Genomic DNA, 24,152 nt, shown 5'->3' on the forward strand with positions numbered 1-24,152 from the left:
AGCCCGCGTGACGCCCTGCTTGATCCCTCGCGTCCACCTGTCCGCGTGGTGGTGACTCTGTCCTGGCGAAGGGGCACGGTTCAGCTAATAAAGCGCCCGTAGGATGAGGTCAGCCAATCGCGCTAGAAATAAGGGTTTTCGATAAGTGAATGGTGATTTACTTTATACGCTCGATGCATTGTAATACGTTTCATGGGCCGCGCTGGACCTATCACACCCATTACCGTGCACGGAAATCGGACGATTTCAGGACAGATGTTTGGGCACCGCGTCGGGAGGGCCGCTCCAAGAGATCGCCGCGCAGCCGGTCTGCATCGAACGCCCGATGCTCCTGTGGAGCGATCGCAGCGCGCTACTGCTTTGTCAACCTGAATCGGAAGACCCTGGAATGAATGCATCAAATCAACAAAAGTCGCTTGATGTCATCATCGTCGGGGCCGGCTTCGCCGGCCTCTATCAGTTGCACCGCGCCCGCAAGGCGGGCCTGACTGCCCGCGTGATCGAGGCCGGCGAGGACGTCGGCGGCACCTGGTACTGGAACCGCTACCCCGGCGCGCGGTGCGACGTAGAAAGCCTCGACTACTCGTTTTCCTTCGACGCGGAGCTCGAACAGGAATGGACCTGGGGCGAGCGCTATGCGACACAGCCGGAAATTTTGCGTTACATCCACCATGTCGCCGACCGATTCGACCTGCGGCGCGATATCCAGTTTCGCACGCGTGTGACGCGGGCAATATTTGACGAACAGGCAAAGCGATGGACCCTGGAGACAGACGCGGGCGAGTCATTCGACGCGCAGTTCTGTGTGATGGCCACTGGATGCCTCTCCATCGCGCAAGCCCCAAATTTCAAGGGCCTGGACAGCTTCGCCGGCACTTGGTATCACAGCGCCGATTGGCCGAAAGAGGGCGTGGATTTCGCCGGCAAGCGGGTAGGGGTGATAGGCACGGGTTCTAGCGGTGTGCAGATGATTCCGTTGATCGCGGAACAGGCCGACCATTTGACGGTCTTTCAGCGCACCGCCAACTTCAGCGTGCCGGCCCAGAACGAGCCGCTCGACGACGAGGCCGTCCGCCATGCCAAGGCCCACTACCGTGAGCGGCGGGCCCGCGCGAGAGAAGCCAACAACGGCCTGTATCTGGAGGCCGTCGACAAATCGGCCCTCGAGGTTTCTGAAGAGGAGCGGCTGCGCGAGTTCGAGTTCCGCTGGCGCGGTGCCGGTGGCGGATTCCGGATGCTGCGCGCATTCAATGACCTGCTGGTCAATGAAAAAGCCAACGAGTATGTCTCCGACTTCGTGCGCTCCAAGATCCGTGCGATCGTGCGCGACCCGAAAGTGGCCGAACTGCTTTGCCCTAAGAAGGAGCTGCGCTTCGGCACGAAGCGCCTCTGTGTGGACTCCGGCTACTACGAAACATTCAACCGGCCCAACGTGACGTTGGTCGACGTGAAGACTGCGCCGATCGAGAAAGTGACCCCGCGTGGGCTGCGTACGAGCGCGCAAGAGTTTGAGCTGGACATCCTCGTGTTCGCGACCGGTTTCGACGCCATGACGGGTGCGCTGCGTGCCATCGACATCCGCGGAGTCGGAGGCGTGACGCTGGGGGAAAGGTGGCAGCACGGTCCACGCACTTACCTGGGCGTATCGTGCGCGGGCTTTCCTAACATGTTCATCATCGCGGGGCCCGGCAGCCCATCGGTGCTCAGCAACGTCGTGCACTCCATCGAAGAGCACGTCGATTGGGTCACTCGGTTGATTCAGTACGCGCGTAAGACCAATCGGGCCTACGTCGCTTGCGAGCTCCAGGCGGAGAACGAGTGGGTTCACCACGTCAACGAGGTGGCCGATCGCACCCTCTACCCACGCGGCAATTCGTGGTACGTCGGCGCCAATATCCCGGGCAAGCCTCGAATTTTCATGCCCTATGTGGGCGGGGTGCCGGCTTACCGCAAGATTTTGAACGAGGTGGCCGATGCCGGATACCGCGGGTTCGTGCTCTCCTGAAAAACGGATAAAAGGAAGTCCTGAATGAAAACGCTTGTCTTGGGCGGAACTGGCTTTATAGGGATGCATGTCGCGCGCGAGCTTGCCGCGAGGGGCGAAGAAATTGTGATCGCAGGTGCCAGAGCTGAGCGCTCGCCTGCGGAACTGAAGGAGTTTTTCGGGGAGGCCCCGCAGCAGGAACGAATTGATTTGACGGTCAGCTATGACGTCTTCGATGCGATTGCCCGTATCAAGCCGGATAAGGTATTCGATGCGTCGGGGTATGCCCCCAAATCGATGTCGCCGGCGCGTGAAGTGCATTTACGAACGGCTTGTGCGCTCAATGTGATCGAAGCCTGTCGAATCATGAATGTCGGACAACTTACGATCACCAGTTCCAGCGACATCTACTGGGGCTTGGACTCAAAATACTATCCGTATAGCGAGGCAGGCCCGATCGCCATCACTGAGCAGAAGGACCATCACTACATTCAGGCTGGGCCCAAGAAGTTGCTCGAGGCGATCGCCGCCATCTTTCAGCGCCAGACGGACCTCGACATCCGAATCGTGAGAATCGACGGCACATACGGGCCGCTCTACAACAAGATGATCAATGTCGTCGCGCGGATGGTTCATGCCGCCGTGCGCGGCGTCGCCATGGATCTGACCTCAGACAAAGGGCGCTTGCCATGCGCGGACATGGCCTGGGACTTCAACTATGTCAAGGACCACGCATACGGCATGGCGCTGGTCCACCAGGCGATTGCCCCGGAGCACAAGGTCTACAACGTGGGCAGTGGCAAAACCACGCGGCTGGATGAATTCGCTGACGCAGTCAACGCGCTGTTCCCAGGCGCGATACCGCCGTTGCCGCTGCACCCTCATGGGCCTTCGAGCGACCAACGCTATTTGGACATAACGCGCGTGCGTGCGCTCGGCTATGAACCACGATGGTCGGTTGCGACCGGGGTTGCTGATTACGTGCAATGGCTGCAATCCCATGACGTCTGATTTTGGTGCTCGAGGGCAGCGCAAGGCGATGAGGTCAGTGGGCCGCCGGCCCACGCGGTGGCGGTCATGGGCGTTGCGGCCGCCGGGAAGTCGGCCCCGCGCATGACGACCTCGCGCTCGCGCGGGCGGCCGAATTTCTGGACGCCGCCACTTTCGATGGCCTGCGCATCCGGCTTTCCCGACCTAACGACTCCAAGCACCCCACCTGCAAAAGTGAACAATAAATTCTGCGGTGCTCATCCCCCCGTTGCCCCGCCAGTGGTGGCTACACGCTCTCGGCATGGTCGAAAGGACCTGTAGGATTTCGATGCCGGCCAAAGTGAATCTGAATTACAATTACGCTTCCCGGGGACCTCAGCGGAAATTCCGGTCCATGCGGCTCAGGCGGTGTTTTGACAACCACTCGGGGGTTGAATCTGGAGGGGGCGGGCGCCCAGGCGTGAACTGGATTCCTTGAGACTGAGTGATGTCGAAAAGACGTTGAGCAGCGGGAAGCCGCAATTGATGAATGTTCCGGCCGAGTGCCGGCCAGACTAATGGACGATTGTTCTCGTTATGGACGAACTCATCGAGCCGGCGACCCGGCGCACACCGAAAGGCAATACGACGCGAGAAGCGATCAAGCTTGCGGCGAAACGCGCGTTGGCAGCAGATGGGTTTTCGAATGCGAAAATTGCCGACATCATGGCGAGCGCCAACCGCTCGCCGGGTGCATTCTACAAATACTATCCAAGCAAGGAAGCACTGCTACACGAGCTGCTTGACGAATTTCGCACGCGCCTCAAGGCGGAAGTAAACCGCCCCTTGAACACGCGTGGGGACCCGCTCGAACACCTGAAAGAGCGGTTAGGAGCGTTCTGGAAGATCTATCGCGATGATTGGCCTGTGGCAACTGCAGCATTTCAGATGTCGATGGCGGATCGTGAGTTCGCTCGTGCATGGCATGGTGTGAGGCAACAGGGCATACGAGGCATGTCAAGCGTGATCAAGCTCCTCCAAAAGGAAGGCTATTGCCCCGGGCTCGATAGCGAACTGATTGCTTCGGCACTGTGTTCGATGCTCGAATACACCGGCTACAACTGGACTGCGCGCGCCGGTGACTTTCCAGATCGGCTGATCGATGACGGGGCCGCTATTGAGGTACTGACTCGACTGGTCCTGAACGGTGTGAGAGGAGGCCCCGCTGAGACAACAGCCGCGTCTCCCGCAGACAAGGAACCCGGCCGCGATCCGGTACGGCGTCGTGCAAAATCGGAGCGCAGCTGAGCCGGCGAATCTTATGCAGTGGTTGAGGCCTCGAGAAGCATGGGGGCCAGGGGCGACGCGCGAAGTCGCGTTCAGCGCATGGATGTTTCGGGGTCCGGCTGCGCGACCCAGTTGGTGATCCTCTGTGTCGTCGGCTCGAGAACTCGCGCACCAAATGTCCGGGCGTGCGCCCAGTCTTCGCGAACTCCACATCTCCGCGTGGAGATCCGTCGAATGAGGCTTTCGATGCTTGCCCGTGCCGACATTCCCCTCATCCAAGAGCAGAGTCCGTCTTTCGTGGCTCAACTCAACCTCGACTGACCCCTATCGTTGCGCTTCGTGTATTGGGACGGGCTGCGGTGTCTAACGGTTCACCCCCGATTCTTCGCGTCTGCGCAGCACAAACTCGCAGGTCATTACTGGAAGCACAGTTCGGGTAAACCAAAAGTGAATTCCAATTTACTTATGGCCACTGATAGGCTCTAATAGCTACCAAAGGGCCGAACTTCCAAACGGCCACTGTGATGACACAGTAGGGTCTCGCTCTTGACCCTTAGCGGCTTGCCGAAGAATGCATGGCGTTCTTGCCAAGGAGGGCTAGGAAGTGCGCCGCAAGGGGGGGCGGTAACGCCCACGCCAAACAATTGAGGCAATGACGAATTGCACGGAAGCCGGCACGCGCGAACCGCACTGAACGATAGATGTCGCGCCGGATGGCCATAGACCGCAGGGGGCGTCATCGGCTCGTTCAGAACGAGGCGGAATGTGAATGCGTCGGCATAAAGACGGTGATTAGTAATACTAAATAAATTGAACGGAGACAGACACGTGAAATCTAAATTGGCTAATCTTTTTGTTGCGTCGTACCTGCTGAGCTTCGCCGGACTGGCGAGTGCCCAGAGCAGCGTGACCCTCTACGGCTTGATCTCGACGGCTATCGCCTATGCGAATAATCAGAAAGGTGGCTCTTCATGGTTCGTGGCGAACGGCCCGATGCAGCCGCCACGCTTCGGACTGAAGGGAACCGAGGACCTCGGCGGTGGGCTGCATGCCATCTTCACGCTGGAGAGCGGCTTCAGCATCACCAATGGATCGCTTTCGCAGGGCGGGCGCATGTTCGGCCGGCAGGCGTTCGTCGGCTTGTCGTCCGATCGTATCGGCACGATCACCGTCGGGCGGCAATACGACCTCGGCGCCGCAACGCTCTGTGCCTATGAGTCGGCGTGCCAGTTCGCCGCCTACGGCACGCATATCGGCGACAACGACAACGTGTTCAACACGTTCCGCGTCAACAACGCTGTCCAGTTCAAGAGCCTCGATTATCGCGGGTTGCAAGTCGCCGCGCTTTACGGCTTTTCGAACAAAGCCGACGGGTTCTCCGACAACAGCAGCTACAGCGCTGGCGTGACATACCGCAACGGCGGTCTGTCGCTTGGCGCGGCCTATAACCAGGTCACAATGCCGAACGATCCGAATAACACCGGCGGCGCTGTTTCGGGCGACTACGGCTTCAGTTCGCCATTCATCACTAATCCTGCGACCGGCGCAGGCGTCGCCAAACAGTGGATGTTCGGCGCAGGCGGGGCCTATAAGTTCGGCGCGGCAAGCGCGTCCGTGCTCTATACGAAGTCGCGCTTCGACTACCTCGATACGTCCAGGGTCGACCTGAACAACTTCGAGGTCTCGCTGGTGGATTATGTGCTACCCGATTTGCTCGCTGGCGCAGCCTACATCTACACATCAGGCAGCTATCACCCGCAACCTGTCGACCCGAAATGGCACCAGGTCAATGTCGGACTCGACTATTTCCTGAGCAAGCGGACCGACCTCTTTCTCGTCGGCATCTACCAGCACGCGGCCGGTGATGCAAAGTTCGCACAGATCTATTCGCTGTCGCCTTCCAGCACGAGAACGCAAGTGTACGGACTGGCGGGGATGCGGACGAAATTCTGAGACGAGGGCCCCCGGCTTGCACCGTGGCGATTGCGCGAGACAGATCGTAGCTCTTCGAGCAGCGCCTTCGCCTCTCGCAAGTCGGTGGAATCGAAGCCTTCCGTGAAAGCGCCATAGAATCCGGCCAGCCGCTGGCGTGCCGCCTCACTCTTGCCTTGTGCTTGCCACAGGCGCGCGAGGCTCAACGTAGCGCGCAGCTCGAGGACTTCGCGCCCCAACCGCTACGCTTCGTTCCGCCATCCCGGGTGTGGATGAGCGTCTGAAAGCCTTCTGCGCGGTTCGCGGAGGCGCGGCAGCCGGACGAGCTTAGGCACGTGGCCCTGACGGCAGCGCCTGGGCATTAACCCGGGACGGCTTCCAAACTGGACGATCGCTTGACCACAGCCGTATGACACTCCGGCCCTCCGATCCCGCGGAGTTACTAACCAGTGCGTAAGTAAGCGAACATAAATCGACGCCATGGCCTAAGCTTTAAGGGGTTTAGGGAGAGGCGAGATGCGCGAGGACGACGGCCGGCAGCTTTCACATGCAACGCTGGAAGAGATCCGCATTCGGGCGGTCAAGCGTGTCGAAGCTGGCGAGTCGCCGGAGGACGTGATCCGCACGCTGGGATTCTCGAGAGCGCGTATTTACGAGTGGTTGGCGGCCTGGCGCGAAGGGGGGATCGAGGCGTTACGAGCCAAGGCAATCCCTGGTCGACCGATGAAGCTCTCGTCCGAGGCTATCCGCTTCGTCTATCAGACGGTCACAACGAAGAACCCCATGCAGATGAAGTTCGAGTTTGCATTGTGGACGCGAGACATGGTGCGGGAGTTGATTCGCGATCATTTCAACGTCAGGCTCTCCGAGGTGTCGGTCGGTCGACTGCTGCGCAAGCTCGGGCTTTCACCCCAGCGTCCGCTTGCGCGTGCTTACCAACGCGACCCTGAACTGGTCGAGTCATGGATGCAGAACGAATACCCGGCCATTGCCGGGCAGGCCAAACGCTGCGGGGCACAGATCTTCTTCGTCGACGAATCGACGGTGCGATCGGACTATCACAGCGGCACGACCTGGGCACCGGTCGGTCAAACACCGGTAGTCGAAGTCACTGGCGCGCGCTTCAAGGTGAACCTGATCTCAGCGATCAGCCCGCGTGGCCAACTTCGATTCATGTGTTTCGAAGGCAGCTTCAAGATCTCCGTGTACGTCGACTTCGTCAAACGGCTGATGCTCACCGCTGATGCGCCTGTCTTCCTGATTGCCGATGGTCATCCGGTACATCGTTGCAAAGCGATCCGGCAGCTTGCCGCAGAATCGGATGGGCGCCTTTGTCTGTTCTTCCTTCCTGCTTACTCGCCAGACCTGAACCCGGACGAGTTGGTATGGGGTTATCTCAAACATCACAAGATCGGCAAGCTTGCCATCAAAGGTCCGGGGCATCTCAAGCAGCGAGTTCGAGCGGTTCTGCGCTCGTTGCAGAAGATTCCGGCCTTGGTCCGATCCATGTTTCAACATCCGTCAGTCCGCTACGCGGCATGATTCATGTCCGGTTACTTTGTTTCGGCTTAGTAAGTGAGGTGCGTCAACGGGACCAGTCTCGCGCGCCTCGGCGTGAAGGCCGGGGACATCGACTGACTTGGCACGAAAAGGGGCTCAGGCCCGGAAGTCCTAGTGTCGGCCGCCCCCGACTTGACATAAAAGGAATTAGCATTTTATTAGTTAGTATAACTATGTATTGTGCGACATATAAAATCCCGCCTGCGGACCGGAGAAGCCTCGTCAGGAACTGCTCAGGTGGGTGAGCTGTAAGACCGCAGGTTTTTGCACAGCGATAGCGCTGATCCTGGAAAGTGCCGAATGACGTGCCCGGGGGGATGCCGCGCCTAGTGGATGTCACGCATATCCGCGATGCCGAGTTCACCGGCGAGCTGGGCGAGTCGTTTGTCCAAGGTCCAAAGTGACGCACCGGGAGTCATCAAAGTTGACGCAAGCAGCGTAAGGTCGCTGCTGCCGCAGCCTCGCCCATAAAATTGTCTTGCCTCGATAAACTCCATCACCTCAGTCCATGTCGCGTGCGTCGCATGTTGCAGCAGCCCGATGTCGTGGAGCGTACGTGCGCGGGGTGCAGGCGGAGTGCCGCAGGCGAGCTCAACAAGCACAACTGGATGGGTGAGCGCCTGATCGCTGGTGATCAGCTGGACCAGTCTCGCATTCGCGCGACGGAAATGATCGACCCACACAGATGTATCGATGAGGACGCTCATTGAGCCGCAGGCTCCGATCGGCGCCGCGGGATGTCGGGCATACCGGGCTCGGTGCCGCCCAGCGACGCCAGACGCTTACCAGCCTGAACGCGAACAAACGTCTGCATCGCCACTCGAAACAGGTCGGCCTTATCCATGTCAGGGTCGGCGAGCTCAAGAGCGCGCTCGTAAAGGTTGTCGTCGATCGTAACAGTGGTTCGCATTTGACTTCCAGTTGATGCTGAATTGCATCAATTATAGCATCAAATATTTGACGCTTCTTCCTGCACGAAAGATGGGGTAGGCCGCACGGGAGTGTCGAAGGAGCTGTGTTGCGTGCAACGCGCCGGATCCACGGCGTGCTCACTGCGTCACTGTGGGGCGACCATCCGCAACGACTCGACCAGCTGCTGCAGCGACGGGCTCCGCGGAGAAATCGCGCTTCCACGCGATCAAGTTTTCGAGAAACGTGCCGAAAAACTGCTTATCCCCAGGCTTGGCTTCGCGCTGCCAGAGATCACCGCTCACACCCAGGAATGTCATAGCTTGAACTCATACACCTACAAGCCAGTGCAGCGGCGCGAGTGTTACTCCTCGACGACGATAGGCGAACTTTCGGTTCCTGCGAGAAAATCCCTGAGTTGCTCTTCGGCGTGACGTACCGCATGCAGTGGTGCGCGGGCAAGTTGCGCGTCATACAGCGCTATCAGTTCTTCAAAGTCACCGATGACGTCCGGCGTCAGACGCCATTCGCCCGTCCCATACGCGTGCGCCAGCGCCACCTCCACAGCGCACTCGGCGACCTTGAAGTGCGCGGCGGGATGCCTTCCGTAGCCCGCGCGTTGCAAGAAATAAGCAAGATAGACGGCGCGCATCAGTTCGTTGATCAGGTGACTATTGGCCTGGCACTCACGACAAGCGACCAGCGCCAGATGCAGCCTCAGGGACTGTTCGCTAGCGGACGCACGATCCATCGGTAACAACAGCGCCTTTGTCAGCGGCCGGCGTGGCTGGCCAGTCCGAGACCGGTTTCGTTTGACGGACATCTACTCGAAGCAGGGTGGTCTGGGAAGATAGCCCGATTATAGCGAAGCTGTCTGCCGGATCAGTTTCGGTGGTCACACCACCGACTTATGCGTACAAGTATTGGAAAGGGAGTGCATCCGCAAAAAGGTTGTGAAGAGGCCGTGCTCCTGGACGTCAGTAGTTCGGCAGCAGCTCAATCAATCCTGATTTCTCGCAATCGTCCCGCGCTTCCGTAGACCGCCGTGAATCTGTCACTGTTGCGACAATCAATCCGTTACGGGCCACGCCTCTTGTCCCCCTAGGCAACCACTCCGGCCGTGTCATCGAAGAGGTGCCGGTCGGCCGGAAAGATACCGTCAGAAGGAACAAGCCGATCGACCGCCTCGGCTGGTTCCGGCCGACCGCATCAGGCAGTAGCCGGCCAACTTCCGCCGTTCGACGGGGCGATCTGCCGCCACTCCAACGGCTTAGGTATGTCGGATAGCGGCCGTTCGAGCAACCGACAGAGAACGGCCCTTGCGATGGCTGAGTCTCCGAAGTCGACAATAAGTCATGGTCCTCTTACGACGCCGCGTCTGGCTGTCTGCTCGGATGCGCGTTCTGAAAAGCCTGTAGTGCGCTGCAGGCCTCGACGATTTCCAATAAACGCGGGCATTGGGAGAGATCGACCTCGAACCGTCGCGCATTAAACAACTGAGGCACCACGCAACAGTCTGCCAGCGTGGGTCGATCGCCATGGCAGAAGCGCCCGGATGAACCCATATCCACCAATAGCGTTTCCAACGCCTCGAGTCCGGTCGTCATCCAGTGGCGCATCCAATCTAGCCGTGCCGCCTCGTCGACATGTATCTCGTGCTCCAGATATTTTAGAACCCGCGGATTGTTAAGCGGATGGATTTCACTCCCGATTGATAGCGCCAACTGCCTTACCTCTGCACGCGCAAATGGTGCGTCGGGCAACAACGGCGGGTCGGGGCGGCATTCCTCGAGGTATTCGATGATGGCCAACGATTGACGGATGGTTCGACCATCCTCGCGGTAGCTCGGCACGAAAGGATTTACCGCGCGATATTCGGGTTGATGTTGCTGTCTGCCGTCACGAAGCAAGTGGACGGGCACTGTACGGTAATCGAGACCCTTCAGGTTGAGCGCAATGCGCACCCGGTACGCCGCAGAACTGCGGAAATATGTGTAAAGGACGCGATCTGAGACCGCAGCTTCCGGCTTGTTCGAAACTGTCATCGGTGGTTCCTTTTCAGGCCAGGACGGTGCCACGGACTTCGCCGAGTCCGATGCGAACCGCGCCGGGACGTTCGCACCATCCACGCAGAATCAGCGTGTCGCCGTCCTCCAGGAAGGTCCGCTGCTCGCCATTGGCCAGCACGACGGGCTGCCTGCCGCCCTCGGTCAATTCGAGTAGCGAGCCAGCCTCATTGGCGGCGGGGCCCGACAATGTACCGGAACCAAGCAGATCGCCTGGCTGGAGATTGCAGCCGTTGACCGTGTGGTGGGTCACCAGTTGTGCCGCTGTCCAGTAGGCCGCTGAGCCAGCGTTGCCCAGCGTCAAGCGCTGAGGTGGGAGGCCTGACCCGACCATGCGCTCCGTTAGGATCAACACCTCAAGTGTGATGTCGAATGCGCCTTCCTTGCGATTGCGGGCGGCGTCGAGGTAAGGGAGCGGCTGCGGGTCACCGTCGGGACGCGTCAACGGCGCGCGGAAGGGTGCCAGTGCCTCGGTCGTGATTAACCACGGAGAGACGGTTGTCGCGAAGTTCTTGGACAGGAACGGGCCGAGCGGCTGGTACTCCCACGCCTGGATGTCGCGCGCGGACCAGTCGTTGAGCAGTGTCACACCGAAAAGATGATTCTCCGCGTCTTCGATGGAAACGGGTCGCCCCAAATCGTTGCCGCGACCGACGAAGTAGCCAAGTTCGAGTTCGTAGTCCAGTCGTCGGCTGGGACCAAAGGTGGGTTGCGCGGCGTCCGGCGTTTTGGTTTGCCCACGCGGACGCCGAAACGTCTGGCCGCTCACGCGAATGGATGAAGACCGACCGTGATAACCAATCGGCATCCATTTGTAATTCGGCATCAGCGGCTGGTCGGGCCTGAACAGCTTGCCGACAGACATGGCGTGGTGAATGCCCGTATAAAAATCTGTGTAGTCTCCGATTCGGCAAGGCGCTGCCATCTCCGCCGCGCTCTGGTTGATAAGCAGCGTCGACCATGCTTGTTGCTGCTCGCTGCCGTGCGCCAGGCCTCGGGAAATGGCGCGGCGCAACTCCAGTCGAGTTGTTGAATCAAGTGCCATCAACGCGTTCATGTCCGGACTGTCGATCAGGCCTGTGCCCTGCAGACTTAAAATCTGGTCGCCAATGGCTACCCCAATCTTGAAGTCCTCGTCCGTGCCCATCGGTCGATAACGACCAAATGGAAGATTCTGGATTGGAAAATCGCTCCCCGGTCGGTTTGCCTGTTCCACCCAACTTTTCAGAGCCGGGCTGTGCGTCTCGTTGATCAACGACATGTGATTTCTCCAACGTCCTATCAGGCTTGTGCCGGGTTGAAATGCTTCTTGAGGCCCTGCCAGCACCGGTAATACTCGCCTTGGAGCTGCGACGATTCCAGCGCATGGCGCGTCGGCCGGATGACGGCGGGCGTTTCGAACATGAACGCCAGCGTGTTCGTGATGTGATCAGGCCGGGTCGTGTCTGCGGTGCTCGCCCTGGCGAAGGTTTCGGCATCTGGGCCATGACCACTCATGCAGTTGTGAAGCGACGCACCGCCGGGCGCAAAACCTTCAGCCTTCGCGTCATACGCGCCATGAATCAGTCCCATGAACTCGCTTGCGAAATTTCGGTGGAACCATGGCGGACGGAACGTGTTTTCCATGGGCAACCAACGCGGCGGGAAAATGACAAAGTCGATCGAATCGACGCCGGGGGTATCAGTGGGGGACTGGAGCACCAGGAAAATCGAGGGGTCGGGATGGTCGTAGCTTATTGAACCAATCGTGTTGAAGCGCCGCAGGTCGTACTTGTACGGCGCATAGTTTCCGTGCCATGCGACGACGTCGAGCGGCGAGTGGTCGATCCGGGAGCGCCAGAGATTGCCTTCGAACTTCGCGATCAGTTCGAAGTCGCCTTCCCGGTCTTCATACGACGCGACCGGCGTCAGAAAATCACGCGGATTCGCCAGGCCATTGGAGCCAATGACGCCAAGGTCGGGCAGCTTGAACAGGGCGCCATAGTTCTCGCACACGTAGCCGCGCGCCTCGCCATCGGGCAGTTCAACCCGGAAACGCACGCCTCGCGGGATGACGACGATCTCCTGCGGTTCGACTTCCAGCAGTCCCATTTCGGTTGCCACGCGCAGCCGTCCTTGTTGCGGCACGACAAGCAACTCACCGTCGGCGTTGTAGAAAAACCGGTCGGTCATGGAACAGTTCGCGGCATACAGGTGGATACCGCATCCTCGCCCTACATCGGGCGCGCCGTTGCCCGCCATGGTTACAAGGCCAGCCACGAAATCGGTCGGTGCATCGGGCATCGGAAGAGGATCCCAGCGCAACTGATCCGGTGGCGTCGGTACTTCGTCGAAGCGGCTCAACAGGCGCGAGTTCTCGATATGCTGGAATGGCGAGTGCATGGCCGCTGGCCGGATCCGGTACAACCACGAACGCCGATTGTTATGACGCGGCGCCGTGAATGCAGTCCCTGAGAGTTGTTCTGCGTATAGGCCATAAGGCACGCGTTGCGGAGAGTTACGCCCCAGGGGAAGGGCGCCCGGCAGCGCCTCGGTGGCAAATTCATTGGCGAAGCCGGTTTGATAATTGACGGTCATTGTTTCGCGTTCCTGCGAAGGATATGGGAAGCCAGAAAAAGTGCTACGAGGCGGGCTTGTGGATTGGAACCCTACCGCGGCGCTGATTCAGTCATTCCTTCGCTTGCGTCGTCGATTAAATTCAGTGCGACGGCGGGGTCGTCGATCCTGTCGATCGCGAGCATGGCGAAGCGCGCGAGGAAAAGCGAAGTGTTCGGCTGACCCAGTTGAGTCATGGTCTTGCACAGCCGGGTATAAATGATGTCGAGGTCGCTGTCAGTCATCGCGTTCTCCTTTACCGGTTTGGTGATCACATTTGAAGGGTGTGGTGGATGGCGGCCGCAACATCTGCAGCCGCTGCCGCATGCCAGCGTCCCAGTACATGGCCGTCCGGGCGAACCAGGTATACGGTGCCGGGTCTGGCGTTGTACATGGCGAACAGCCGACCTGTGTGGTCCCAGTTGTGATTGTTGTTCGTCTCGGGGTGAAGATGCGAAGTCACGGGGATCAGCTTGAAAGGCAGCTTTTCCTCTTGAAGCGTTGCTTCGAGTTCGGCAAATTCCACCGGTACGCGTCCGTCTTCGCTGAAGTGCAGAGCGGTGAACCTTGGAGTGATCAAGTCCGTCAGATGAGCCTCCCTCGCGCTGCCGCCCTCGACGATCGTCAATGGGCATTCGGTCAACACGGCCCCCGGCGCAGGACCAGCCTCAAACGCGCCCGACTGTGCTTCAGGCGTGTTGAGCGGCGACTCCGTATAACTGATGGCAGAAGTCTGCCGCGGGTTTATCAGAGAACGCACGCGTTCATGCTTGATCGCCAAGCTCAATACGGCCTTGCGCATCAACTCGAAGGCGAATGAGGGCGGCGCCATGAATTCGGTGCTCTTGGCACCGTAGCTAAGGTTTTCGTGGGCCGCAAAGACGCGCTCGTCTGAATAGCTGTCGAGCAATCCTTCGGACGCCAGGCCACGGACGACGAACGCCAGTTTCCACGCGAGGTTGTCCGCGTCATCGATTCCTGAATTCGCGCCGCGCACGCCAAAAATCGGCACCAGATGGGCTGCATCGCCGCCAAACAGCACGCGATCGTGACGATAGCTTTCCAGGGTCAAGGCATTGGCCTTGTAGATCGTGATCCAGATGGGTGCCCAGGCGCCACGTTCGCCCATCATGTCCAACAGGCCTTGCACCCGTGGCATGACATTTTCAGGCTTGACTGCCTGTTCGGCGTCCTCGCCGTCCCGTAATTGGTAATCGATGCGCCAGACATTGTCAGGCTGCTTGTGGACCAGCACAGTGGAGCCCGGGTTCGACGATGGATCGAAGTAGGCAAGACGCTCGGTCGGCCGCTCGCTCTCGAGCTCGATATCGACGATGACGTAACGGCCCTCGTAGCTCGTCCCATTGAGCTGCAAGCCCAATGCCTCGCGGATCGTGCTGCGCCCACCATCGCAGGCGACCACCCAGTCCGTATTGAGCGAATAGTCGCCTTCGGCAGTCGCGAGGCGAAGCATGGCGCCGTCCGTACGCGAATCGATGGCGGTCACCTTGGTCTGCCAGCGGATGTCGATCAGATCAGACTTCCGTTGCGCGGCGTCCAGGAGAAACTGTTCGATGTGATATTGCGCGACGTTCACCATCGGAGGCAGTTTCTGGTTGTCGTCCTGCGGCATCTTGAAGTGCAGCACTTCGGTGTCGCGATAAAAACTGCGCCCACCGGCCCACGGCAGTCCGGTCTTCAGAAACCCGTCCACTGCACCCAGGCGCTCGATGATTTCCAGGCTCCGACGCGAGATACAGATGGCCCGGCTGCCATAGCATACGGAATCATCGGCTTCGATCAATACGGAAGGAACGCCGTGATTGGCGAGGCCAAGTGCCACGGCGAGTCCGACAGGGCCACCGCCGACGATCGTCACTGCATGTCGCTTTGTCTCGATGCCGTTGTCAAGATTCGGCATCTGGCCAGCGTACTTTTTTGCAGTGAAGGGATAAGCTTTGAATTCCATCGTTTGCTCCTTAACGAATTCTGGTAAGCGGGGGGCTACGCATGGGCTGCGCCTCGATGCTGCCGTAACGCCATCGGCGTATTCGCCCAAGTAGGGCAATCCGCACTAACGTGCGTTGCTAGATAGTTCCGCGTCGCGGGAGCGCTTGGGCTGAACGGGCAGCACTGCCACCACGATGGCGCCGATCACGAGCAATGCCGCTGCATAGAGCAATCCGGCCGAGAAGCTATGGGTGAGATCCTTCAGCCATCCCACGACCAGGGGGTTCAGCGCCGACCCGATGTTGCCGGTCGCGTTGATCACTGCGATCCCAACGGCACGGGCCCGGAGGCTCAATGCGTGATCAGGGGTTGTCCAGAAGATCGACATGGCGGTGTACGAACCCGCCGACGCGAGGCAGATGCCTAACATCTGAATCACGGGGTTGGTGGAATAGGCGGTGCAAAGCCAGCCAGCAGCGGAAAACAGCATCGGCAACATCAGGTGCCATTTGCGCTCCTGTTTGCGATCAGAGCGTCTTCCCCACCAGATCATTGCAACGATCGTGCAGATTTGCGGGATCGCGGCCAGCAGGCCGACGGCCCGGTTGCTCGCGTCAGCGCTGAAGCTTTTGACGATCAGGGGCGTCCAGACGGCAACCATTGCTAGCGTGTTGACCAGACAGAAATAAGCGAGCGCAAATTTGAGGACCGTTGGCGAGAAGAGCTCGCTGAGAAGGCTTCTTTCGTCGGTGGCGGGCGAATGCGGCACGGGGTCGGCGTTGTGCTCGGCCGCGAGGGTCTTCGAAAGCGTGCGCTTCTCATCGGCAGTGAGCCAGTGCGCCTTCTCGGGAACATCGCGCAGATAGCCGAATACGACCAGACCCAAGATCGCCGAAGGCAGACCCTCCAGACAGAAGAGCCACTGCCATCCTTTGAGGCCAAGCGTTCCATCCAGCGCCAGAATGTATCCCGAGAGCGCGGAGCCGACCGCGGCCGTGACGGGCATCGCGATCATGAACAAAGCGTTGGCCCTCGCGCGATATGCGCTCGGAAACCAATACGTCATGTAAAGCAGGATGCCTGGTAGAAAGCCCGCCTCGGTCACGCCGACGAGGATTCGCAACAGGTAAAGCGTTCCCGGACTCGATGCGAACATCGTCGCTGTAGAGGCCAGACCCCAGGCGATCATGATAGTCCCGATCCATTTCCGCGCGCCGATGCGCGCCAGGACGATGTTGCTGGGAATGCCGAACGCGATATATGCAATATAAAATAACGTGGTCGCCAGACCGAACTGGACGCCGGAGAGGCCGAGATCCTTCATCATGGTAAGGCCGGCAAATCCGATATTGATCCGGTCCATGAACGAGAAGAAGAACAGGACGAAGAGAAACCAAAGAAGGTGCCGGGAGACCTTGGCGATGACACGCTGCTCTCGCATCGATTCACCAGATCCAGCACCGTTTGCCGGACCGCCAGGAAGCGGACTGCGGTCAGCCAATGGGGTCGTTTCCATACGGGTCGTCTCCAAACTCAGCTCTATGTCGAGCGCCACAGCACTCAATGCAATCGCGTCAGGCTCGTCAGGGCGGCGAGGTATGGCGATGAGTGGAGTATGGAGATTCGCCCGCGCGCGCTGTCCCCAAAATGGGTACGACTTGACGGGTGAAATGGATTAGGAGAAACCCTCAGTGCCAGGCAAGCAGAAGATCGGGCACGGTCAGAGAGATGACGCAGTGCGTGATCATTCTCGGCTGGTAGCCAGGCACAAGGCAAACAACTGACGCTGGCTCGAAATGCCGAGGCGGCGAAAGGCCCGCTTTTGATAGGTCACGACGCTGGAGGCTTTGACGCCCATAAGTTCTCCGATGTCTTTCGCGGTACGGCCCTCCAGAACGCCGCATAGGACATCGAGTTCGCGCTTCGACAACTCGGGGCAGATCCCTCGAATACGCACCAGCATCAGTTGCGGAATGCCGGTCTGAATCTGGCCGCATAGCACGTAATGATGCTTGGCGGTCTGGGCGATGAGCGGCGCAAAGGCCTCAATCAGCGCGATCTCGTTCGCGTGGAAATGGCCGCGCCTGCGGTCGCGGTAGAGATTGACGGAGAGCCAGATGTCCTGCGAGGGCTGCAGCAAAAGGGAGAGTCGGCCCGAAACGTCCGGCTGATGATAGCAAGCGGCTCGATACCCTTCATGCGAGATGTCTTCGATGGCCTGCTGGTGGAGCAGGACAGCCGAGTCGAGCTTCTGAGGACGGGCAGAGGAGATAATCGTCTGATTTCCGTCCAACGCATAGAAAGTCTTGGCGTAGGTATCCGCGACGTTGCTCAGATATCGACCGCCACGGTGGTCTGCGACCGAGACCGTCCGAGGACGATTGTTGAACTCGTAAGCAAAGACGGTGCACTGCGATATGCCTGCGGCATCCTCTAGGAGTTTCAGAACTTCCGCGGCGAAGGCGTTCGCATCGTTAGACCCGATGGCCGAGACCAGGCTCGTTGCCCGTGACAGATCCAGATGGCCGGAGAGGTTGGGACGATCAAGCCGCCATGAGCGCATGATTGGCCTCGGAGAGTGCCGAAAAGATGATTTTAAGCGACTCTGCGGCGGAAGATCGCTCGCTTTTGTTCCCGTCAGAACTTGCGGCAAAGAGGAGAAGGCGACGCAACGCGATGGCCAAAATACCAGCCTTCGCGTTCGTAGCACTGCCCTACGCCTGCAAGGGCGGAGTGTGCTGCACATGCCGGGCGAAAGTGCTCGAAGGCGAAGTGAAGATGGAAAAGAACTACACGCTCGAACAACGCGAAATCGACGATGGCTTCGTGCTCACGTGCCAGTGTCATCCGATCTCGGATCGGGTGGTTGTGAGCTACGACGAACGGTAATCGAAGGACACCAACCCTTATCAAGCGGCGGCTCACGATGAATCATTCTCTCTTTGATAAACACGAAAAGACGCTCGACAGCGCACTGAACGCGATCAAGACACGCGGCTATTGGAGTCCCTTCGATGAGATGCCTAGCCCGCGTGCCTATGGCGAAACCGCCAGAGCCGACGGCGAAGCGGCATTCAAGTCACAACTCGAGCGGCCCTTCGAACTCCATCAACCCGGCAGCAGCGGCACCGTCGGCGAGGAGCGTTCGCCATTCGGCTTCGCACTGAATATCGGCTATCCAAAAGTGGAACCGGATGCGTTGATCGCAGCGGCACAGAAAGCGCAGACACAATATCGTAAGGCCGGTCCGAAGGCGTGGGTCGGCGTCAGTCTGGAGATCGTCGCGCGACTGAATCAAGCGAGCTTCGAGATCGCGCACAGCGTCATGCATACCACCGGGCAGGCGTTCATGATGGCGTTCCAGGCCGGTGGCCCGCACGCGCAGGATCGCGCGCTCGAGGCGATCGTCTACGCGTGGGACGCGATGCGCGACATTCCCGAGACCGCGTACTGGGAAAAGCCACAAGGCAAGAATCCGCCGCTCGCCATGGAAAAGCGCTTCACCATCGTCCCGCGCGGCATCGGCCTCGTGATCGGCTGCTGCACGTTTCCCACCTGGAACAGCTATCCCGGGATGTTCGCGGATCTCGCAACCGGCAACGCCGTCATCGTCAAGCCACATCCGGCCGCGATTCTGCCGCTCGCGATCACCGTTCGCATTGCGCGACAAGTGCTGAAAGAGGCCGGCTTCGATCCGAACGTCGTGACCCTGCTTGCCACAGCCCCGAACGATGGCGCGCTTGTGCAGTCGCTGGCCACGCGTGACGAAATTCGCCTGATCGATTTCACCGGCTGCACCGCCAACGGCGACTGGCTCGAGACACATGCCCGCCAGGCACAGGTCTACACCGAGAAGGCGGGTGTCAACCAGATCGTAATCGATTCGGCGGATGAACTGAAACCGGTGGTCCGCAACATCGCGTTCTCGCTTGCGCTGTACTCCGGTCAGATGTGCACGGCGCCGCAGAATATCTACGTGCCGCGTGACGGCATCAAGACGGCTGCAGGCACGATCTCATTCGACGCCGTCGCCCAGTCCATCGCTGAAGCTGTGCAAAAGCTGACCGCCGATCCGGCCAAGGCAGTCGAACTGACGGGCGCGATCCAGAACAACGGCGTGCTGGATCGGATCGAGCAGGTCGCCACGCTCGGCACACCGCTCCTTGACAGCCAGAGCCTCGTGCATCCGGCGTTTCCGGACGCAAAGGTCAACACGCCCATTCTGCTGAAACTCGACGCCGACCGCGACGAAGCCACCTTCACGCAGGAATGGTTCGGCCCGATTGCGTTCGTGATCGCAACCGGCTCGACCGAGCATTCTCTTGAACTTGCCGGCCGCATCGCTCGCACGCGCGGTGCACTGACGCTGTCCGTCTACAGCACGGACGAGCAGGTGCTGGACGCGGCCGACGAGGCTGCGGCTTTTGGCGGTGTTGCGCTGTCGATCAATCTGACGGGCGGTGTCTTCGTGAATCAGTCGGCGGCGTTTTCTGACTTCCATGCCACAGGAGCAAATCCTGCAGCCAACGCGAGTCTTTCGGACGCCGCGTTCGTGGCCAACCGATTCCGCGTCGTGCAAAGCCGCCGCCATGTCCCGCAGCGCGAGCCGGCGTGAGCCGCGCGCAGGCCGGCGCGAACCCGACCCATCACCATCAAATCAATTCAGAGGCAATCAATGACTGAAGCTTTTATTTGCGACGCAATCCGCACGCCGTTCGGACGCTACGGCGGCGTTCTGAAGGACATTCGTGGCGACGATCTCGGCGCCGTTCCCATCCGCGCGTTGATGAGCCGCAACGCCTCGGTGGACTGGGGACAGGTAGCCGATGTCCTGTACGGCTGCGCCAATCAGGCGGGCGAAGACAACCGCAATGTCGCGCGCATGTCGGCGCTCCTCGCGGGCTTACCTATCGACGTGCCCGGTTCCACCATCAACCGTCTCTGCGGCTCGGGCATGGATGCGGTCGGCAACGCGGCGCGCGCCATCCGCGCCGGCGACGGCGATTTTTATGTCGCCGGCGGCGTGGAAAGCATGACGCGCGCGCCGTTCGTGATGGGCAAATCGGCTACGGCGTTTGGCCGCCAGGCTGAAATCTTTGACACGACCATCGGCTGGCGCTTCATCAACAAGAAGATGCGCGAGCAGTACGGGGTCGACTCGATGCCGGAGACGGCGGAAAACGTGGCGATGGACTTCGGGATTGAACGCGATGCGCAGGATCGATTCGCGCTGCGCAGCCAGCAACGCGCCGCTCGCGCGCAGGCGGACGGCACGCTAGCGCAGGAGATCACCGCCGTTCAGGTGCCACAAAAGAAGGGCGAGACGGTCGCCGTCGAACGCGACGAGCATCCGCGCGAAACCTCGCTCGAAACGCTGGCGAAACTCAAGGGCGTGGTACGTCCGGACGGATCGGTGACGGCAGGCAACGCTTCGGGCGTCAACGACGGCGCGTGCGCGTTGTTGATCGGCAGCGAAGAAGCAGCGCGCCGCAACGGGCTCACGCCGCGCGCCCGCATTCTCGGCATGGCGACCGCTGGCGTTGCGCCGCGCATCATGGGCATCGGACCGGCTCCGGCCACGCAAAAACTCCTCGCGCGCCTCGGCATGACGCTCGACCAGTTCGATGTAATCGAACTCAACGAGGCATTTGCTTCGCAAGGGATTGCGGTGCTGCGGCAACTTCGGTTGGCGGAAGACGATCCGCGCGTGAACCCCAACGGTGGCGCAATTGCGCTTGGGCATCCGCTCGGCGCGTCGGGCGCCCGGCTCGTCACCACCGCGATGTACGAACTCGAACGCCGCAATGGCCGGTTCGCGCTCTGCACGATGTGCATCGGCGTCGGACAGGGAATTGCCATCGTGATCGAGCGAGTCTGAGGGGAGCGAAAACATGAAAACCGCTCTGGATCAAGCGTGTGTGGTGGGCGTGATCGGCGCCGGCGCAATGGGGGCCGGCATCGCGCAGGTGGCGGCGACGGCAGGCCATCCGGTCGTGCTGTTCGATATCGACGCACAAGCCGTTGAGCGGGCGCTGACCGGCATCGCCGCCGCGCTCACGCGGCTGGCGGACAAAGGCCGTCTAAGCCCGGACGCGGCACAGGCCGCAATTGCGCGAATCCGCGCGGCCGTGGGTCTAGCCGATCTTCGCGACGCTGGCCTCGTGATCGAAGCCGTGGCCGAGCGGCTCGATATCAAGCAAAAGATTTTCGGCGATCTCGAAGGCATCGTGGGAGAGCAGTGCATTCTCGCCACCAACACCTCGTCCATTTCGGTCACCGCGATCGGCGCTTCGTTGCGCAATCCGGCGCGGCTGGTCGGCATGCACTTCTTTAACCCCGCCCCGTTGATGGCGCTGGTGGAAGTGGTCAGCGGACTGGCGACCTCGGAGGAGGCGGCGCAGCGCGCCCATCTGACGGCTGCAGCCTGGGGCAAGACGCCAGTTCATGCGAAGTCGACCCCAGGTTTCATTGTCAATCGCGTCGCGCGGCCGTTTTATGCGGAAGGCTTGCGTGTGCTGACCGAGCAGGCGGCCGATCCCGCTTCCATCGACACCGTGATGCGCGATGCGGGCCAGTTCCGCATGGGACCGTTCGAACTGATGGACCTGATCGGGCACGACGTCAACTTTGCTGTGACGGAGTCGGTGTTTCGCGCGTATTTCTACGATCGCCGCTTCACGCCGTCGCTGATTCAGCAGGAACTGGTCAGCGCGGGCTTCCTCGGTCGCAAGACTGGCCGTGGCTTCTACGACTATGCAGCGCAGGCGGCCAAGCCAGCCGCGACGATCGAGGCCCCGGCGAGCGCGCCCCGGAAAATCAGGCTCGGCAAGCCGGAGAAGCCGTTCATGCCGTTACAGGAGAGACTGTCGCGTTCGGGGCTGGACGTTTCGACGGACGCTGACGACGACGTCGCCGGTCTCGTGGCGAAAATCGACGATGCGGTGCTGCTCCTCACCGATGGCCGCACGGCGACGCGCCGCGCTTGCGACATCGGCCGTGACAATGTCGTGCTGGTCGATCTCGCGCTCGACTTCGCCACCACGAAGACGCTGGCGCTCACTCGCGCTCTGCAATGCAGCGACGCAGCGTATCTGGCGGTCGTGGGCGCGTTGCAGCGTAGCAGTTACGCGGTCGTGCCGGTTGCGGACACCGCGGGCATGGTGCTGATGCGCACGGTCGCAATGCTCGTCAACGAAGCCGCGGACGCCGTGAATCAGGGCGTCTGCACGGCTTCGGATCTCGATCTGGCAATGAAGAAAGGCGTCAACTATCCGCTCGGTCCGCTCGATTGGGCCGACAGCATGGGCGTCGAATTGTTTTACCGGGCGCTTGTGAACCTCGCGGGGCATTACGGCGAAGACCGTTACCGCGTATCGCCACTGCTCGCGGCGCATCACTGGGCCGGCAAGCCGCTGCGCGGCGCCGCCGTTCCTGCCATCGCCTAACCCTATTCAGTCACGTCATTCTCAGGAGACAACCGTGGTCCAGCCAATTCCTCAACGGGGCGAACTCGAGCCCATCGAACTAGCCAGCCGCGACGAGCTTCAGGCGCTCCAACTGGAACGGCTCAAATGGTCGCTCAGGCATGCCTATGAGAACGTGCCGCACTATCGTCGCTCCTTTGACGCAGCCGGAGTCCACCCCGACGATCTGCGCCACCTGTCCGACCTGGCGAAATTTCCGACCATGTCGAAGAAAGACCTGCGCGACAACTATCCGTTCGGACTTTTTGCGGTGCCGAAAGACCAGGTCGTCCGCGTCCACGCATCAAGCGGCACGACCGGAAAGCCGACGGTCGTGGGCTATACCGCGAACGACATCGACACCTGGGCCAACGTCACGGCCCGTTCGATCCGTGCGGCCGGCGGTCGGCGCGGCGACACGCTGCATAACGCTTTTGGCTACGGCCTGTTCACTGGCGGCCTCGGTATCCATTACGGTGCGGAGCGACTCGGCTGCATGGTCGTGCCAATGTCCGGCGGCCAGACTGAGAAGCAGGTTCAATTGATCCGCGATTTCGAGCCGTCGATCATTCTCGTCACGCCTTCTTACATGCTCAACCTGATCGACGAAATGTCACGGCAGGGCATGAATCCGGCGGAGTCGTCACTGAAGCTCGGCATCTTCGGCGCGGAGCCGTGGACGCAGGGAATGCGCAACGAGATCGAGACGCGCGCTGGCATCCAGGCCATTGACATCTACGGTCTCTCGGAAATAATGGGCCCGGGCGTGGCGTGCGAGTGTATCGAAAGCAAGGATGGGCCGGTGATCTGGGAAGATCACTTTTATCCCGAGATCATCGATCCGATAACCGGTGAAGTGCTGCCCGACGGCAGTCACGGTGAACTGGTGTTCACGTCGCTCTCGAAGGAAGCCGTGCCGATGATCCGTTACAGAACACGCGACCTGACTTCGCTGCAGCCGCCGACATCGCGCTCGATGCGCAGGCTCGCAAAGATCACGGGACGTTCGGACGACATGCTCATCATTCGCGGCGTCAATGTGTTTCCGAGCCAGATTGAGGAACTGATTCTCAGCATCTCCCGGCTTAGCGGGAACTACCAGTTGTGCATCACGCGCGACGGGCACATGGATTCGCTGTCCGTGTCGGTCGAGGCGCGGGCGGAGATTTGCGACTCGCTCGTCGATAGCGAGCGCGCCCAGCTTGCACGTGAGTTGCAGCATCGCGTGAAGACGATGGTGGGCGTATCCACGGCTGTGCGCGTGCTGAACGCCGGCGAGATAAAGACGACCGCCACCGGCAAGGCGCAACGCGTGCTCGACTTGCGGCACGTCAACGCATGAGGCCGAGGCCAGGCTCCGTTCGCGGAGCCTGGCTGCGCATTGAATGCAGCGGCACTTCGCTGCGATCTGTTCAGGTTCCACGATGCAGCGTATAA

At 60.3% G+C, this 24,152-nt stretch carries 20 protein-coding genes and 1 pseudogene; 10 read left to right on the forward strand and 11 right to left on the reverse strand.

The window, feature by feature from the left end; all coding sequences use genetic code 11:
• Positions 1 to 259 precede the first annotated feature (259 nt).
• The 5 genes from F6X42_RS26885 to F6X42_RS26905 all read left to right on the forward strand — a co-directional run bounded on the left by F6X42_RS26885 (position 260) and on the right by F6X42_RS26905 (position 7,714).
• Positions 260 to 2,005, forward strand: coding sequence for a flavin-containing monooxygenase (locus F6X42_RS26885; protein ID WP_312892916.1), 1,746 nt, complete (start codon positions 260 to 262; stop codon positions 2,003 to 2,005).
• A gap of 24 nt (positions 2,006 to 2,029) precedes the next feature.
• Positions 2,030 to 2,995, forward strand: a complete 966-nt coding sequence (locus F6X42_RS26890) for an NAD-dependent epimerase/dehydratase family protein (RefSeq protein ID WP_187637103.1) — start codon at positions 2,030 to 2,032, stop codon at positions 2,993 to 2,995.
• 555 nt (positions 2,996 to 3,550) lie between these two features.
• On the forward strand, positions 3,551 to 4,261 hold the full coding sequence (locus F6X42_RS26895; RefSeq protein WP_187637104.1) for a TetR/AcrR family transcriptional regulator: 711 nt from the start codon (positions 3,551 to 3,553) through the stop codon (positions 4,259 to 4,261).
• Between the two features lie 807 nt (positions 4,262 to 5,068).
• Positions 5,069 to 6,193 (forward strand): porin, encoded by a 1,125-nt coding sequence (locus F6X42_RS26900; RefSeq protein ID WP_312892917.1) that lies wholly within the window; start codon positions 5,069 to 5,071, stop codon positions 6,191 to 6,193.
• A gap of 495 nt (positions 6,194 to 6,688) precedes the next feature.
• Positions 6,689 to 7,714 carry an IS630 family transposase gene (locus F6X42_RS26905; protein WP_187637105.1) on the forward strand — a complete coding sequence of 342 codons (1,026 nt, stop codon included), beginning with the start codon at positions 6,689 to 6,691 and terminating at the stop codon, positions 7,712 to 7,714.
• Positions 7,715 to 8,058: 344 nt separating this feature from the next.
• Here F6X42_RS26905 and F6X42_RS26910 read toward each other — a convergent pair whose 3' ends face one another.
• From F6X42_RS26910 to F6X42_RS26960, 11 genes are all read right to left on the reverse strand, one after another.
• The gene (locus tag F6X42_RS26910) at positions 8,059 to 8,439 is read right to left on the reverse strand and encodes a type II toxin-antitoxin system VapC family toxin (protein WP_187637106.1); all 381 of its coding nucleotides are present in this window, start codon (positions 8,437 to 8,439) and stop codon (positions 8,059 to 8,061) included.
• Positions 8,436 to 8,642 (reverse strand): type II toxin-antitoxin system VapB family antitoxin, encoded by a 207-nt coding sequence (locus tag F6X42_RS26915; RefSeq protein ID WP_018420240.1) that lies wholly within the window; start codon positions 8,640 to 8,642, stop codon positions 8,436 to 8,438. The genes F6X42_RS26910 and F6X42_RS26915 overlap by 4 nt, the downstream gene beginning before the upstream one ends.
• Positions 8,643 to 8,781: 139 nt before the next feature.
• Complete coding sequence (locus F6X42_RS26920; RefSeq protein WP_187637107.1) at positions 8,782 to 8,961, reverse strand: hypothetical protein; 180 nt, start codon at positions 8,959 to 8,961, stop codon at positions 8,782 to 8,784.
• Positions 8,962 to 9,005: 44 nt separating this feature from the next.
• A complete protein-coding gene (locus tag F6X42_RS26925) occupies positions 9,006 to 9,392 on the reverse strand; it encodes a hypothetical protein (RefSeq protein WP_018420242.1) in 387 nt (128 codons plus the stop codon).
• A 613-nt stretch (positions 9,393 to 10,005) separates the two neighbouring features.
• Positions 10,006 to 10,686, reverse strand: coding sequence for a maleylacetoacetate isomerase (gene maiA / locus F6X42_RS26930; protein ID WP_187637108.1), 681 nt, complete (start codon positions 10,684 to 10,686; stop codon positions 10,006 to 10,008).
• A 13-nt stretch (positions 10,687 to 10,699) separates the two neighbouring features.
• Positions 10,700 to 11,968 carry a fumarylacetoacetase gene (fahA, locus tag F6X42_RS26935; protein WP_187637109.1) on the reverse strand — a complete coding sequence of 423 codons (1,269 nt, stop codon included), beginning with the start codon at positions 11,966 to 11,968 and terminating at the stop codon, positions 10,700 to 10,702.
• 20 nt (positions 11,969 to 11,988) lie between these two features.
• The gene (hmgA, locus tag F6X42_RS26940; RefSeq protein WP_187637110.1) at positions 11,989 to 13,284 is read right to left on the reverse strand and encodes a homogentisate 1,2-dioxygenase; all 1,296 of its coding nucleotides are present in this window, start codon (positions 13,282 to 13,284) and stop codon (positions 11,989 to 11,991) included.
• A gap of 71 nt (positions 13,285 to 13,355) precedes the next feature.
• A complete protein-coding gene (locus F6X42_RS26945) occupies positions 13,356 to 13,547 on the reverse strand; it encodes a hypothetical protein (RefSeq protein WP_187637111.1) in 192 nt (63 codons plus the stop codon).
• A 26-nt stretch (positions 13,548 to 13,573) separates the two neighbouring features.
• A complete protein-coding gene (locus F6X42_RS26950) occupies positions 13,574 to 15,271 on the reverse strand; it encodes an FAD-dependent oxidoreductase (protein ID WP_187637112.1) in 1,698 nt (565 codons plus the stop codon).
• Between the two features lie 105 nt (positions 15,272 to 15,376).
• Positions 15,377 to 16,768: a 4-hydroxyphenylacetate permease gene (hpaX, locus tag F6X42_RS26955; RefSeq protein WP_187637113.1), complete on the reverse strand. Its 1,392-nt coding sequence runs from the start codon at positions 16,766 to 16,768 to the stop codon at positions 15,377 to 15,379.
• A gap of 228 nt (positions 16,769 to 16,996) precedes the next feature.
• On the reverse strand, positions 16,997 to 17,815 hold the full coding sequence (locus tag F6X42_RS26960) for a helix-turn-helix domain-containing protein (protein WP_187637114.1): 819 nt from the start codon (positions 17,813 to 17,815) through the stop codon (positions 16,997 to 16,999).
• Positions 17,816 to 17,949: 134 nt separating this feature from the next.
• Here F6X42_RS26960 and F6X42_RS26965 point away from each other — a divergent pair.
• The 5 genes and pseudogenes from F6X42_RS26965 to paaK all read left to right on the forward strand — a co-directional run.
• Positions 17,950 to 18,141 (forward strand): annotated as a pseudogene (locus F6X42_RS26965) (2Fe-2S iron-sulfur cluster-binding protein); the annotation flags it as partial.
• A 37-nt stretch (positions 18,142 to 18,178) separates the two neighbouring features.
• Positions 18,179 to 19,867, forward strand: coding sequence for a phenylacetic acid degradation protein PaaN (gene paaN, locus F6X42_RS26970; protein ID WP_187637115.1), 1,689 nt, complete (start codon positions 18,179 to 18,181; stop codon positions 19,865 to 19,867).
• Between the two features lie 60 nt (positions 19,868 to 19,927).
• Positions 19,928 to 21,130: a 3-oxoadipyl-CoA thiolase gene (gene pcaF / locus F6X42_RS26975; protein WP_187637116.1), complete on the forward strand. Its 1,203-nt coding sequence runs from the start codon at positions 19,928 to 19,930 to the stop codon at positions 21,128 to 21,130.
• A gap of 13 nt (positions 21,131 to 21,143) precedes the next feature.
• Complete coding sequence (locus F6X42_RS26980; RefSeq protein ID WP_187637117.1) at positions 21,144 to 22,697, forward strand: 3-hydroxyacyl-CoA dehydrogenase; 1,554 nt, start codon at positions 21,144 to 21,146, stop codon at positions 22,695 to 22,697.
• A gap of 34 nt (positions 22,698 to 22,731) precedes the next feature.
• Positions 22,732 to 24,057 (forward strand): phenylacetate--CoA ligase PaaK, encoded by a 1,326-nt coding sequence (gene paaK / locus F6X42_RS26985; RefSeq protein ID WP_187637118.1) that lies wholly within the window; start codon positions 22,732 to 22,734, stop codon positions 24,055 to 24,057.
• Positions 24,058 to 24,152: the final 95 nt, after the last annotated feature.

Origin of the sequence: Paraburkholderia podalyriae (genome assembly GCF_014397785.1) — a bacterium.
GTDB lineage: Bacteria > Pseudomonadota > Gammaproteobacteria > Burkholderiales > Burkholderiaceae > Paraburkholderia > Paraburkholderia podalyriae.